The organism is Pectobacterium sp. CFBP8739, assembly GCF_013449375.1.
Classification (GTDB): Bacteria; Pseudomonadota; Gammaproteobacteria; order Enterobacterales; family Enterobacteriaceae; genus Pectobacterium.
This window is the reverse complement of sequence record NZ_JACDRR010000020.1, coordinates 121,851-136,236: the sequence shown is the minus strand read 5'-3', so window position 1 is coordinate 136,236 and position 14,386 is coordinate 121,851. Positions and strand designations below refer to the sequence as shown.

9 protein-coding genes are annotated in these 14,386 nt (G+C 52.9%); 6 read left to right on the top strand and 3 right to left on the bottom strand.

Translation table 11 applies throughout. The annotated features are described in order from the left end of the window. Nucleotides 1–103: 103 nt before the first annotated feature. Nucleotides 104–697 carry a YhgN family NAAT transporter gene (locus H0247_RS15340; protein WP_180743316.1) on the bottom strand — a complete coding sequence of 198 codons (594 nt, stop codon included), beginning with the start codon at nucleotides 695–697 and terminating at the stop codon, nucleotides 104–106. A gap of 296 nt (nucleotides 698–993) precedes the next feature. On the opposite strand from H0247_RS15340, the gene asd reads away from it, so the two are divergent. After that, nucleotides 994–2,097 (top strand): aspartate-semialdehyde dehydrogenase, encoded by a 1,104-nt coding sequence (gene asd / locus H0247_RS15335; protein WP_180743315.1) that lies wholly within the window; start codon nucleotides 994–996, stop codon nucleotides 2,095–2,097. A 109-nt stretch (nucleotides 2,098–2,206) separates the two neighbouring features. Here the strand turns inward: asd and H0247_RS15330 are convergent, their stop codons facing one another. Both H0247_RS15330 and H0247_RS15325 read right to left on the bottom strand, forming a co-directional pair. Further along, nucleotides 2,207–2,698: a hypothetical protein gene (locus H0247_RS15330; RefSeq protein WP_180743314.1), complete on the bottom strand. Its 492-nt coding sequence runs from the start codon at nucleotides 2,696–2,698 to the stop codon at nucleotides 2,207–2,209. 83 nt (nucleotides 2,699–2,781) lie between these two features. Then, nucleotides 2,782–4,500: a sensor histidine kinase gene (locus H0247_RS15325; RefSeq protein ID WP_180743313.1), complete on the bottom strand. Its 1,719-nt coding sequence runs from the start codon at nucleotides 4,498–4,500 to the stop codon at nucleotides 2,782–2,784. Nucleotides 4,501–4,871: 371 nt separating this feature from the next. On the opposite strand from H0247_RS15325, the gene glgB reads away from it, so the two are divergent. The 5 genes from glgB to glgP all read left to right on the top strand — a co-directional run bounded on the left by glgB (nucleotide 4,872) and on the right by glgP (nucleotide 14,334). Then, nucleotides 4,872–7,049 (top strand): 1,4-alpha-glucan branching enzyme, encoded by a 2,178-nt coding sequence (gene glgB / locus H0247_RS15320; RefSeq protein ID WP_180743312.1) that lies wholly within the window; start codon nucleotides 4,872–4,874, stop codon nucleotides 7,047–7,049. After that, nucleotides 7,050–9,026, top strand: a complete 1,977-nt coding sequence (glgX, locus tag H0247_RS15315) for a glycogen debranching protein GlgX (protein WP_180743311.1) — start codon at nucleotides 7,050–7,052, stop codon at nucleotides 9,024–9,026. A 35-nt stretch (nucleotides 9,027–9,061) separates the two neighbouring features. Continuing rightward, nucleotides 9,062–10,339, top strand: coding sequence for a glucose-1-phosphate adenylyltransferase (glgC, locus tag H0247_RS15310; RefSeq protein ID WP_180743310.1), 1,278 nt, complete (start codon nucleotides 9,062–9,064; stop codon nucleotides 10,337–10,339). Between the two features lie 32 nt (nucleotides 10,340–10,371). Then, a complete protein-coding gene (gene glgA, locus H0247_RS15305) occupies nucleotides 10,372–11,811 on the top strand; it encodes a glycogen synthase GlgA (protein WP_180743309.1) in 1,440 nt (479 codons plus the stop codon). A 75-nt stretch (nucleotides 11,812–11,886) separates the two neighbouring features. Continuing rightward, nucleotides 11,887–14,334 (top strand): glycogen phosphorylase, encoded by a 2,448-nt coding sequence (glgP, locus tag H0247_RS15300; RefSeq protein ID WP_180743308.1) that lies wholly within the window; start codon nucleotides 11,887–11,889, stop codon nucleotides 14,332–14,334. Nucleotides 14,335–14,386: the final 52 nt, after the last annotated feature.

Sequence of the window (14,386 nt, the reverse complement as noted above, 5' to 3'; positions counted from 1 at the left end):
ACGCTTTACTCTTCTATTCCATTATCACCGTTTTCATTCTGAGAATCGTTTTGTAATGATTAGAGTAGCGCTTCGCTATCTGCATGGTGGCGAAGCGCTATTTCTATAACTTCATGTAGGCACGCACGCCGTCGAGGAACATCTGCGTTGATAGCATGACCAGAATCAATCCCATCAATTTCTCTAGTGCGCTCACGCCTTTCTCACCCAGCAAACGCAAGAACACATTTGACAGCAGCAGGATGATGAACGAAATCGTCCAAGCGATAAATAACGCCAGCGTCAGGTGGGGAAGCTGATTCGGATATTGGTGGGACAGCAGCATCAGTGCCGCAAGAATCGACGGCCCCGCCACCAGTGGAATCGCCATTGGCACCAGAAACGGTTCTTCACCGGCTGGCAGACCGCTACTGTTGCCTTCCTGCGAGGGGAAAATCATACGAATTGCGATGAGGAATAGCACGATACCGCCAGAAATGGAGACAGTTTCGGTACGCAGATTCAGGAACGCCAGAATACGTTCACCCGCGAACAGAAAAATCAGCATCAGCCCGAGTGCGATCAGCATTTCACGGATCAACACCACGCGTCGGCGTTTGGGGTCGAGGTGCTTGAGTACGGACATAAAAATCGGCAGATTGCCGAGTGGATCCATAATGAGCAACAGCAGCACCGTTGCGGAGATCATTTCTGTCATGTTGGTTTTTACTCCCGAAACCTTGTTTCCTGACCTGGACCATCTTCACGGGCTGACCAACGTGATTATCCTGTGCCAGATCGATGATATTAGAATGACTGCTGAAAAATGCCGTACTATCGAATAAATTCACTTGCGACTTGATGTACATTTTGTAAGGCTGAATGACACAATTATTTACGGGTTTACGACACGACACGCGCACCCCCTGCGGCAGCTCACTGAGTCAGCAATAACCAGGCGCTATCGACGTTAGCCACAATTCTTTTTGTTACCCCCAAAGCAGGACAGTTACCATGAAAAATGTTGGTTTTATTGGCTGGCGCGGTATGGTCGGCTCGGTTCTCATGCAGCGCATGGTGGAAGAACGCGACTTTGATGTGATTCACCCGGTATTCTTCTCGACGTCTCAGCATGGCGAACCTGCTCCGGCGCTGGGTGGTCATCAAGGCGTGTTGCAGGATGCTTATAATATCGAAGCCCTGCGCGCGCTGGACATCATCATTACCTGTCAGGGCGGCGATTATACCAATGAAGTCTACCCGAAGCTGCGTGAAAGTGGCTGGCAGGGCTATTGGATCGATGCCGCGTCCTCGCTGCGTATGAAAGATGACGCGATTATTATTCTGGATCCGGTTAACCATGGGGTGATTCAGCAAGGCCTGGACAAAGGCATCAAAACCTTTGCTGGCGGTAACTGTACCGTCAGCCTGATGTTGATGTCGCTGGGCGGCCTGTTTGCCAACAATCTGGTGGAGTGGGTTTCTGCCGCGACGTATCAGGCGGCTTCTGGCGGCGGTGCGCGTCACATGCGTGAACTGCTGACCCAGATGGGCGCGCTGCACGGTGAAGTAGCGAAAGAACTACAGGATCCGGCGTCTGCGATTCTGGATATCGAGCGTAAAGTCACCGCGCTGACCCGTAGCGGTTCGCTGCCGACTGATAACTTCGGTGTGCCATTGGCGGGTAGCCTGATTCCGTGGATCGACAAACAGCTGGATAACGGCCAGAGTCGTGAAGAGTGGAAAGGTCAGGCGGAAACCAACAAGATTCTGGGCACCAGCAGCGTCATTCCTGTTGATGGCCTCTGCGTGCGCGTCGGTGCACTGCGTTGCCACAGCCAGGCATTCACCATCAAACTGAAGAAAGACGTGGCGCTGCCGGAAATCGAACAACTGCTGGCAACCCACAATGACTGGGTGAAAGTGGTGCCAAACGATCGCGATATCACCATGCGTGAACTGACGCCTGCTGCGGTAACGGGCACGCTCTCCACGCCAGTGGGTCGTCTGCGTAAACTGAACATGGGGCCAGAGTACCTGTCCGCCTTCACGGTTGGCGATCAGCTGCTGTGGGGAGCCGCTGAACCGCTGCGCCGTATGCTGCGCATCCTGCTGTAATCCTCCTGCTTTTCTGGCGCAACATCGGTTGGTGTTGCGTCAGTCTCTACGCGTATTGCTTCACTCGTATCTCTTCGGGCACCATGACGGGTATCACTCACTGATATTTTCAGCAAAGAACCAGACCTCTTTGTTGCAGACACTGGTTTAGCTGATCCACTTTATCTTTAGCCGTCGTGGTGCAGATAAAACGTGGATTTTCATGTAAATAGACGTCGCCGTTCTGAAGTAATCCTACTTCAAGCAGCTGCAATTCGGCTTGTTGTAACTGCTGCTGTAGCACCGGCAGGTAAAAACCGGATGCATCATAAAAGAACTCTTCAGGCGTGATGTCTCCGATTGGGAAACCCTGTTCGTCAAACAAACTGTCTATAGATAACGCGATCCCTGCTTGCTTAATAGGGGTTAACGCCTCCAGCGCCCGCAGATCAAATTCTTTCCATTCGATATAACAAAGAAAATCTTCCCCCAATAAATCATCCAGCCAATAGATCTGTGCATATTCGCCATGCGACTTATTCAATGCTGGCGTAATGATGTCTTGTGCTGAAAATCCGGGTACTGCCTGTTCAAATGCGGCATAAAGTGCGGTATCGCTCATGGCGCTTCCTTGTATTGATAAACTGATTTTGCTCTGCCGTCACGGTAGCCTGCTACCTAATCCGCAACGCCTTTATTTACACATCATGCCACGCTATCCAGCTGTTCCAATACCTGACGGGGTGAGATCAGTGGGACGCGCACTTCGACTCGGGTAAATTTATCCGCTTCGCTGACAACCGTGATGCCATAGCGGTTGCCGTAGCGTGCTTTGATCCGGCGGTCGACCAAATTCATACCTAGTCCATCACCGCCGCTGCGGGGCTGATAGGTGCCGGCGTTATCTTCCACTGACAGCTCCAGCGTGTTGGCGTGCAGGCGTCCGCTGATGTGGATGTGCCCGCTTTCAATCATCTGTGAGATACCGTGCTTAATCGCATTTTCGACGATGGGTTGCAGGGAAAACGCGGGTAATCGCGCCTCACGCAGCGCCTCCGGCAGCGAAATCTCTACCGTCAGATGATCGGCAAAGCGCGCTTTCTCGATTTCGAGATAGGCGTTAACGTGCTCCAGCTCGTCATTGAGCGACACTTCATCGTTGCTGCGCTTGAGGTTTTTACGGAAAAACGTCGACAGAGACAGCACCAGTTGGCGAGCGTGAGCAGGATCGCGTCGTATCACGGCGGAGAGGGTGTTCAGCGCGTTGAACAGAAAATGGGGATTGACCTGCGCGTGCAGCAGCTTGATTTCCGACTGGGCCAGCAGCTGTTTCTGCTGTTCAAAACGGCCTGTCAGAATCTGCGCGGAAAGCAAGTGGGCGATCCCTTCCCCCAGCGTGCGGTTAATGCTGGAAAACAGCTTATTCTTGGGCTCATAAAGCTTGATCGTGCCGACAACGCGCTGATCTTCGCCACGCAGCGGGATCACCAGCGTGGAGCCCAGTTTGCAGTGTGATGAAACCGAACAGGTGTAAGACACCTCGTTGCCGTCGGCGTATACCACCTGATTGTTGTCTATTGCTCGGCGCGTGTGTGAGGAGGTGATGGGAGCACCGACATTGTGGTGATCATCGCCCAGCCCAATAAACGCCAGTAATTTGTCGCGATCGGTAATGGCTACAGCACCCACTCCCAGCTCTTCATACAAAATACGGGCGACGCGCATACTGTTTTGCGGGTTGAATCCCTGACGCAGCGCCCCTTCGGCGCGGGCGGCGATTTGCAGCGCCTTGGCGGAAAACGCAGAAGTATATTTTTCAAAAATGGCGCGTCTGTCGAGCAAAATGCGCATAAACATGGCGGAACCGATGGTATTGGTGATCATCATCGGTAGCGCGATATCTCTTACTAGCTCAACAGCGTTATCAAATGGACGAGCGACCAGCAAGATAATCGCCATTTGCAAGCATTCCGCTACCAGCGCGGTCAGACCGACGATAAGGGGTTTAAAGAGCAAATCGATACGATTGCGGCGTGCCAGATAGCGGTGTAACAGCCCACCGAGCAGGCCTTCGGCGATCGTCGACAGCATACAGGCCAGCGCGGTCATTCCGCCCATCGAATAGCGGTGCAATCCGCCCGTTAACCCGACGAGAAAGCCAACGGAAGGGCCACCCAGCATGCCACCGAGCACGGCGCCCGTCGCGCGGGTGTTAGCAATCGAATCGTCTATATGCAAGCCGAAATAGGTTCCCATAATGCAAAACATGGAAAACACCAGATAGCACACCAACTTGTGCGGCAGACGAATGGTGACCTGCATTAGCGGGATGAACAGCGGGGTCTTACTGAGCAAATAGGCGATAACCAGATAAACACACATCTGCTGTAACAGGGAAAGAATCAGATCAATCTGGCTAACCATAGGCGGGCTCTCTTTACACGAAATCAGCTAAATTGTACTGCTTTTTCCCTATGAACGAATCGATATTAAACAAAAGATGCTAATTGTCCTGTGTCATAACTTATTCATATAAATATAAACGGAAAAATTTCATTAATTCTCTGATATTTCCCCATTCTTTGACTACGCTGAATTAAGAGGCGTGGTTCAAGAACTCTTTCATAGTATTCATTATTTTTACCTATCGCCGCTATTCATTAGCAAGCTAATAACCCGTTAATTTTATTAACTTTTTGTTAAAGTTAAGTAGCGGGGGAATATAAGCGCAACGTAATGTGTTTTTAATATTACTTATTTATTTAATTCAAATGGTTAATCAGAGGATGGATACCATGCCAGCGTTTTCTGAGGCGATTAATTTACTTATTTCCGGGCACTATGCTGACCCGTTTTCGCTGTTAGGTATGCATCATTCTTCTAAAGGTCTTGAGGTTCGGGCGTTGCTGCCGGATGCACAAGCTGTCTGGGTGATCGATGCTAAAAACGGAAGAAAACTTGTCGAGTTGGAGCGCATAGATGACCGCGGTTTTTTTTGTGGCATGGTGCCGCGGCGTAAAAACGCTTTCCACTATCAATTGGCCGTAACGTGGCGTGAAGAAACCTGGGTCATTGAAGATCCTTACCGTTTTGGTCCACTGTTGCAGGATATGGATATTTGGCTTTTGGCTGAAGGCACCCACCTGCGGCCTTACGAGCGGCTAGGCGCACATCTGGAAACGCTGGATGGTGTTGAAGGCACGCGTTTTGCCGTTTGGGCGCCGAATGCCCAGCGTGTTTCAGTTGTGGGGCAGTTCAACTTCTGGGATGGTCGGCGTCACCCGATGCGGTTGCGACAGGAAAACGGTATTTGGGAACTGTTTTTGCCCGATGTGAAAGCGGGGCAGCTCTACAAATATGAAATGATCGACAGCCACGGCAACGTCCGGCTGAAGGCCGATCCGTATGCGTTCGAAGCGCAGATGCGTCCAGATACGGCCTCGCTGATTACGCCGCTGCCCGAGAAAGTCCCAACCAACGATGCCCGACGTGAGGCGAATGGGTTGCGCTCACCGATCTCCATCTATGAAGTTCATCTCGGCTCCTGGCGGCGGCATACGGATAACAATTTCTGGCTGAGCTATCAAGATCTGGCGAAGCAGCTGATTGATTACGTTAAGTATATGGGCTTTACGCACGTGGAACTGATGCCAATTAACGAACATCCGTTCGATGGCAGTTGGGGGTATCAACCGCTGGGCCTATATGCGCCAACGCGCCGTTTCGGCACCGCGCAGGAGTTCAGAGCGTTTGTTGATGCGCTCCATGATGCGGGCATTAACGTCCTGCTGGACTGGGTGCCGGGGCACTTTCCCGGCGATGATTACGGTTTGGCCCAGTTTGATGGCACGGCGCTGTATGAATACGCCGATCCGCGCGAAGGCTACCATCAGGACTGGAATACGCTGATTTATAACTATGGCCGTCATGAGGTGCGTAACTATCTGGCGGGCAACGCGCTGTTCTGGATGGAACGCTATGGTATAGATGGGCTGCGGGTGGACGCCGTGGCTTCCATGATTTACCGCGACTACAGCCGTAGCGAAGGGCAGTGGGTGCCGAACTATTACGGCGGTAAAGAGAACCTCGAAGCGATTGCGTTTCTGCGCTACACCAACCACACGCTGAGTCATGCCGCGCCCGCGGCGATCACACTGGCCGAAGAGTCCACCGATTATCCGGGCGTCACGCTGCCGCCTGACTGCAACGGTTTAGGATTTCACTACAAGTGGAATATGGGCTGGATGCACGACACGCTGGCCTATATGCAGCACGATCCGGTTCACCGCAAATACCATCATGATTTGCTGACATTCGGCATGTTGTACGCCTATAGCGAAAATTTCGTGCTGCCACTGTCTCACGATGAAGTGGTACACGGTAAGCGCTCGCTGCTGGATCGCATGCCCGGTGATGTCTGGCAAAAATTTGCCAATTTGCGTGCGTATTACGGTTTTATGTGGGCGTATCCCGGCAAAAAGCTGCTGTTTATGGGCGGTGAATTTGCACAAGGGCGTGAATGGAACCATGACGCCAGTCTGGACTGGCATTTGCTGGATGAGCCGGAAGGCTGGCACCGCGGCGTGCAGACGCTGGTTCGCGATCTCAACCATTGTTATCGCCAACAGCCGCCGTTGTATCAGTTGGATTTCCAGCCGCAGGGTTTTGAATGGCTGGTGGTGGATGACCGGGAAAATTCGGTCTTTGCCTTTGTCCGACGTGATGAGCAAGGCAATGAGGTGCTGGTAATCAGCAACTTCACGCCGGTTCCACGCTATGGATACCGTATCGGCATTAACCAGCCCGGCGGCTGGCGAGAAGTGCTCAACACGGATTCGGTTCACTACAACGGTAGCGATACGGGCAATGTCGGGACGATTTACAGCGAGGAGCACGCTAGCCACCAGCGCCAGCATTCTCTGGTTCTGACTATTCCGCCGCTTGCCACGCTGTATCTGGTGAAGGAGGCGTAAATGGCGGAATTGCTGACGGGCAAGCCGACGCCGCTGGGAGCCAGCTTTGACGGCTGCGGCGTGAATTTTGCGCTGTTTTCGGCGGATGCCGAGCGGGTAGATCTGTGTGTCTTTGATGAACGCCAGCAGGAACAGCGCATTGAGCTGACCGCGCGCAGCGGCGATATCTGGCATGGCTATCTCCCTGATGCACAGCCGGGGCTACGCTACGGTTTCCGGGTTGATGGGCCGTTCGAGCCGTCGCAGGGTTTGCGTTTCAATCCGCATAAACTGCTGCTGGATCCGTGCGCCCGCCAGCTTGATGGCTGGGTGGTGGATGACGCTTGCCTGCAAGGCGGGATTGACCAGCGGGATGAACGCGATAGCGCTGACATCATGGCGAAGTGCGTGGTCACGGCGGAAGATTACGACTGGCAGGGCGACCAGCATCCGCAAACGCCCTGGAATCAGACGGTGATTTATGAGGCGCATGTCCGCGGGCTGACGCAACTGCACCCCGATATTCCCGAAGACATTCGCGGCAGCTATGCGGCGTTAGGCCATCCGGTGATGATTGATTATCTGACGTCGTTGGGCATCACCGCGCTGGAGCTGCTTCCGGTACAGCAGCATGCCGATGAACCCCGGCTTCAGCAACTGGGGCTGCGTAATTACTGGGGCTATAACGTGTTGCTGCCGTTTGCCGTCGATAACAGTCTGGCGGCGGGTGACGATGCGCTGAATGAATTTCGCGATGCGGTGAAGGCGCTGCACAACGCGGGTATTGAGGTCATTCTGGATGTGGTGTTTAACCACAGCGCCGAACTGGACGTCGAAGGCCCCACGCTGTGCCAGCGCGGCATCGACAATCGTAGCTATTACTGGCTGAGTGAAAACGGTGAATATCCTAACTGGACCGGCTGCGGCAATGTGCTGCGCCTGAACCATCCGGCGGTCATTGATTGGGTGATGGACTGCCTGCGCTTCTGGCGCGAAGTCTGCCACGTTGACGGTTTCCGCTTCGATTTGGCAACGGTGCTGGGGCGTACTCCCGATTTCACCGCCGCCGCACCGCTGCTGTCCGCCATGAAAAATGACAGCCGCCTACAGGGCTGCAAGCTGATTGCCGAACCGTGGGACATCGGACATGGCGGTTATCAGCTCGGTCAATTCCCGACACCGTTTGCCGAATGGAGCGACCGCTACCGTGACGACATGCGTCGCTTTTGGCTGCATGGTGACATTTCCCTTGGCGCATTCGCCCGCCGCTTTGCTGCCTCCAGTGACATCTTCCAGCAACGTGACCGCCTGCCTTACGCCTCTGTCAACAAACTGACGGCCCATGACGGCTTTACGCTGCGCGATCTGGTGAGTTTCAACCACAAGCACAATGACGCCAACGGTGAGGGCAACCGCGACGGCACTGACAGTAACTTCAGTAATAACCATGGCACAGAAGGTTTGGAAGCGTCCGACGACATCCTACAGCGTCGGTTGACTAGCCAGAAGGCGCTACTGACGACGCTGATGTTGTCACAGGGAACCCCCATGTTGCTGGCGGGCGATGAGTTGGGGCACAGCCAGCAGGGCAACAACAACGCCTACTGTCAGGACAACGAATTGACCTGGCTGCACTGGGAAAGCGCGGATCGCACACTGCGCGAGTTTGTCGCTGGATTGATCCAATTACGCCGCACGATCCCAGCATTACAGCAGGAAACGTGGTGGCAAGAAGGGGATGGCGCGGTGCAGTGGCTGAACCGAGAAGGGCAACCGTTGACGCCGCAGCAATGGGAACAAGGGGAGCATCAGCTACAGATTTTACTTTCCGGTCGCTGGCTTGTGCTATTTAACGCCAGTTTGCATGCCGGTACGTTCATGTTGCCAGAAGGCCACTGGCAGGTTTCACCACCGTTTGATGAGACGAATCCGCCTGAAGGTGGAATGTGGCACGGACAAGCACAGGCCGTGTGCGTCTTGATAGAACAGAGCGCCTAAGCGCAAGCCATTAAAAGAATAATCAGGAGATAGCCATGGTAAATAACGATAAGCATGACCCTCTGATGTTAGCAAGACAGCTCCCTCTGAAATCCGTGGCATTAATTTTGGCAGGTGGTCGTGGAACACGTCTGAAAGGGCTGACGGCGTTGCGCGCCAAGCCAGCTGTGCACTTTGGCGGCAAATTCCGCATTATTGATTTCGCGCTTTCTAACTGCCTGAACTCCGGTATCCGCCGTATTGGTGTGATTACGCAATATCAGTCACATACGCTGGTGCAGCATATTCAGCGGGGTTGGTCATTTCTGAATGCGGAAATGAACGAATTTGTCGATTTGCTTCCTGCGCAGCAGCGTAACGCCACCGATCATTGGTATCGGGGAACGGCGGATGCGGTGTGTCAGAATCTCGACATCATTCGGCGCTACCGTGCGGAATATGTGGTGATCCTCGCGGGCGATCACATCTACAAGATGGACTACTCGCGTATGCTCATCGATCACGTAGAAAAAGGGGCTGAATGTACCGTCGCTTGTTTGCCTGTGCCGCTGGAAGAAGCCAGCGCCTTTGGTGTCATGAGTGTGGACAAACAGCACCGTATTCTCGATTTTGTCGAAAAACCGGATAACCCGACGCCGATGCCAGATAACCCCGACATGGCGCTCGCGAGCATGGGGATCTATGTTTTTAATGCGGACTACCTTTATCAATTGCTGGAGTCGGATCGTAATGCGCCGGACTCTAATCATGACTTCGGGCAGGATCTGATCCCGAAAATTGTCTCACAGCGTCTGGCTTGGGCACATCCTTTTACGCTGTCATGCGTCACCTCTGGTGAAGACGAGCACCACTATTGGCGGGATGTCGGCACGCTGGAAGCCTACTGGCGCGCCAATCTCGATCTGGCGTCCGTCACGCCGGAGCTGGATGTTTACGACAGACATTGGCCGATTCGATCCGCGATTGAATCGTTGCCGCCAGCCAAATTTGTTCAAGATCGTTCCGGCAGTCATGGCATGACGATGAACTCGTTGGTATCTGGGGGCTGCATTGTTTCTGGCTCTGTCGTCACGCATTCCGTGCTGTTCCCGCGCGTGCGGGTCAATTCATTTTGCAGTATTGATTCGACGGTCATTTTGCCGGATGTCAACGTGGGGCGCTCCTGCCGTTTACGCCGTTGTGTGATTGATCGCGCCTGCGAGTTGCCGGAAGGCATGGTGATTGGTGAAAACGCCGAAGAGGATAGCCGCCGTTTTTACCGCTCAGAAGAAGGGATCGTGCTGGTCACGCGTTCGATGTTGGAAAAGCTTTAAATACTAGAGATAAGAATAAAACGGGAGTCACAATGCGGGTCTTACATGTTTGTTCAGAGCTTTTTCCACTACTGAAAACCGGTGGACTGGCGGATGTGGTTGGTGCGTTACCCGGTGCGCAGATTGCAGCGGGGATGGATGTCCGCGTCATCCTTCCTGCCTTCCCCGATCTGAAAAAAGGCATTGCCAACCTACAGACTGTGTGTGAGCGGGATACCTTCGCTGGGCATGTCACACTGCTATTCGGCCATTTCAAAGGTGTCGGTATTTATTTGATAGATGTGCCCGAACTGTATGAACGTGCGGGTAGCCCTTACCACGACACGGTGCTCTATGCTTATGCCGATAACTATCTGCGCTTTGCACTGTTGGGGTGGATGGGATGCGAAATGGCGTGCGGTCTGGATGATCATTGGCAGCCTGACATCGTGCACGCTCATGACTGGCACGCCGGGCTGACCTGCGCCTATCTGGCGGCACGCAACCGTCCGGTAAAATCGATTTTCACGGTTCATAACCTAGCCTATCAAGGGTTGTTTGATGCTCGCCACATGGTGGATATCCAGTTACCGAACGACTTCTTTCAAGTGCATGGTTTGGAATTCTATGGCCAGATTTCCTACCTCAAAGCTGGGTTGTACTACGCTGACCATATTACGACCGTGAGCCCGACTTATGCTCATGAGATTACGCTGCCTGCGTATGGTTATGGCATGGAAGGCTTGCTGAAAACGCGTGAAGAGGAAGGCCGTTTGTCCGGCATCCTTAATGGTGTAGACGAAGTGATTTGGAATCCCGCGCACGATCCTTTATTAACGAGCCATTACAGCCGTGATGCGCTGGCGAATAAAGCAGAAAATAAGCGCCATCTGCAAACGGCGATGGGATTGAAGGTGGATGAAAAAGCACCGGTTTTTGCCATCGTCAGCCGTTTGACCAGCCAGAAAGGCCTCGACATTGCACTCAGTGTGATACCGGATTTACTGGAACAGGGCGGACAACTGGTGGTGCTGGGGGCGGGAGATGCCGAATTGCAAGAAGGCTTTTTGGCGGCGGCGGCTGAATACCACGGTCAGGTTGGGGTACAGATTGGCTATCACGAAGCCTTTTCACACCGCATTATTGGCGGTGCGGATGTCATCATGGTGCCCAGCCGATTTGAGCCTTGTGGGTTAACGCAGCTCTATGGCTTGAAATATGGCACGTTGCCGCTGGTGCGCCGAACTGGCGGGCTAGCCGATACGGTATCAGACTGTTCGTTGGAGAATCTGGCGGATGGGCTAGCGAGTGGATTTGTCTTTAACGATTGCAGTGTAGGGTCGCTCTCTCGGGCGATTCGTCGCGTGTTTGTGCTGTGGTCTCGACCCGCGCTATGGCGTTATGTGCAGCGTCAGGCGATGGCGATGGACTTTGGTTGGCAGGTTGCTGCTCAGGCTTATGGGGCGCTTTATCAACGCTTGTATACCCACTAATTTTCTCGTTGCGCGTCATCGGCGTGCAACCTGAAAACGACAGGGTAGGGTAACACTCACTTGGGAATGAATATTATGAACTCGCCGTTTATCTATACTTCACCAACGCTCAGTGTGGAAGCGCTGAAACACTCTATTGCTTACAAGCTCATGTTTAGCGTGGGGAAAGATCCTTCCATTGCAAATAAGCATGACTGGCTGAATGCCACGTTGCTGGCCGTGCGTGACCGGATGGTAGAGCGCTGGTTGCGCTCGAATCGTGCACAGCTTTCTCAGGATGTGCGGCAGGTCTATTACCTGTCGATGGAATTTTTGCTGGGACGGACGTTGTCGAATGCGCTGCTGGCGATGGGGTTGTATGACGATCTGAAAGCGGCGCTGGATGGTATGGGGCTGGAACTGGACGATCTGCTACAGGAAGAAAACGATCCCGGTTTAGGCAACGGTGGTTTGGGGCGTCTGGCGGCTTGCTTCTTGGATTCGTTGGCGACGATGGCGCTGCCGGGGCGAGGTTACGGTATTCGCTATGAGTACGGCATGTTCAAGCAGAATATTGTTAACGGCAGGCAGGCAGAATCGCCGGACTACTGGTTGGAATACGGTAATGCGTGGGAGTTCCCGCGCCACAGTACGCGCTACAAAGTGCGCTTTGGTGGACGTATTCAGCAAGAAGGCAAAAAAGTGCGCTGGCTGGAAACGGAAGAGGTTATTGCCTGTGCGTACGACCAAATTATTCCCGGTTTCGATACCGATGCCACCAATACACTGCGTCTGTGGGGCGCGCAGGCCAGTAACGAAATCAATCTGGGTAAATTCAATCAGGGCGACTATTTTGCGGCGGTAGAGGATAAAAACCACTCAGAAAACGTATCGCGCGTGTTGTATCCCGATGATTCCACCTATTCTGGCCGCGAGCTGCGTTTGCGTCAGGAGTATTTCCTGGTTTCCGCCACGGTACAGGACATCCTGAATCGCCACTGGATGATGCATAAAACGTACAACAATCTGGCGGAGAAATTCGCCATCCACCTGAACGATACGCATCCGGTGCTGGCCATCCCTGAGCTGATGCGTTTGCTGATCGATGAGCATAAATTCAAGTGGATAGAGGCGTGGACCGTGGTGAGGAAAGTGTTCTCCTACACCAACCACACGCTGATGCAGGAAGCACTGGAAACCTGGCCTGTCGACATGCTGGGTAAAATCCTGCCGCGCCATCTGCAATTGATTTTCGAAATTAACGAACATTTTCTGGAATACGTTCAGAAAGAAGTTCCCAATGACAACGATCTGCTGGCACGGGTGTCCATTATTGATGAAAACCACGGGCGTAAAGTCCGTATGGCGTGGCTAGCTGTGGTCGCCAGCCATAAGGTCAATGGGGTATCGGAGCTGCACTCGGATCTGATGGTGCAGTCTCTGTTTGCCGATTTTTCCCGTCTTTTCCCTAATCGATTCTGCAATAAAACCAATGGCGTAACACCACGTCGTTGGTTGGGATTGGCTAACCCTGGACTCTCCAAACTGCTGGACGACACCATAGGCCACAACTGGCGCACCGATCTGAGTCAGTTGAGCGAATTGAAACAGCACATCGATTATCCGGCATTTGTGCAGAAAATTCGTAAGGTGAAGCTGAATAACAAGGTGCGTTTAGCGACCTATATGGCGGAAAACCTGAATATTGTGGTTAACCCGGAATCGCTGTTTGATGTGCAGATTAAGCGTATTCACGAATACAAGCGGCAGCTGCTGAACGTGTTGCACGTCATCACACTCTATAACCGCATTAAGGATGATCCCGAGGTCGAGCGTGTGCCGCGTGTCGTCATTTTTGCGGGTAAAGCCGCATCAGCCTATTACATGGCGAAGCACATTATTAACTTGATCAACGACGTCGCGAAGGTGATCAACAACGATCCGAGCGTGCACGATCGGCTGAAAGTGGTCTTCATCCCGAACTACAGTGTGAGTTTGGCACAGATTATCATCCCAGCGGCGGATCTTTCTGAACAGATCTCGCTGGCGGGTACGGAAGCCTCCGGCACCAGTAATATGAAGTTTGCCTTGAACGGTGCACTGACGATCGGCACGCTGGATGGGGCGAATGTTGAAATGCTGGAACATATTGGCGAAGAGAATATGTTCATCTTCGGCAACACGGCCGAGCAGGTCGAAGCGCTGCGTCAGAATGGCTACAACCCACGGCAATATTACGATCAGGACGAAGAGCTACACCGCGTGCTGACGCAAATTACTACAGGTGTCTTCAGCCCTGATGACAGCCGACGTTACAGCGATCTGTTTGATTCACTGGTGAATTTTGGTGATTACTACCAGCTTCTGGCGGACTATCGTAGCTATGTGGATACCCAGGATCGGGTGGATGAACTGTATGAGAACAAGGACGAATGGGCGCGCTGTGCCGTCCAGAATATTGCCAACATGGGCTATTTCTCGTCTGACCGCACCATTGGCGAATATGCAGAAGATATCTGGAATATCAAACCGATACGATTGTGATGAGAGAAGACCTCTCAATTGAGAGTTAATTTTTAAAAAGACAACAGGCGTT

Excerpts from the sequence above, each read along its gene's own strand:
- H0247_RS15330 (WP_180743314.1), bottom strand. The coding sequence starts at position 2,698 with ATGAGCGATACCGCACTTTATGCCGCATTTGAACAGGCAGTACCCGGA.
- H0247_RS15340 (WP_180743316.1), bottom strand. The coding sequence starts at position 697 with ATGACAGAAATGATCTCCGCAACGGTGCTGCTGTTGCTCATTATGGAT.
- glgX (WP_180743311.1), top strand. The coding sequence starts at position 7,050 with ATGGCGGAATTGCTGACGGGCAAGCCGACGCCGCTGGGAGCCAGCTTT.
- glgC (WP_180743310.1), top strand. The coding sequence starts at position 9,062 with ATGGTAAATAACGATAAGCATGACCCTCTGATGTTAGCAAGACAGCTC.
- asd (WP_180743315.1), top strand. The coding sequence starts at position 994 with ATGAAAAATGTTGGTTTTATTGGCTGGCGCGGTATGGTCGGCTCGGTT.
- H0247_RS15325 (WP_180743313.1), bottom strand. The coding sequence starts at position 4,500 with ATGGTTAGCCAGATTGATCTGATTCTTTCCCTGTTACAGCAGATGTGT.
- glgP (WP_180743308.1), top strand. The coding sequence starts at position 11,887 with ATGAACTCGCCGTTTATCTATACTTCACCAACGCTCAGTGTGGAAGCG.
- glgB (WP_180743312.1), top strand. The coding sequence starts at position 4,872 with ATGCCAGCGTTTTCTGAGGCGATTAATTTACTTATTTCCGGGCACTAT.
- glgA (WP_180743309.1), top strand. The coding sequence starts at position 10,372 with ATGCGGGTCTTACATGTTTGTTCAGAGCTTTTTCCACTACTGAAAACC.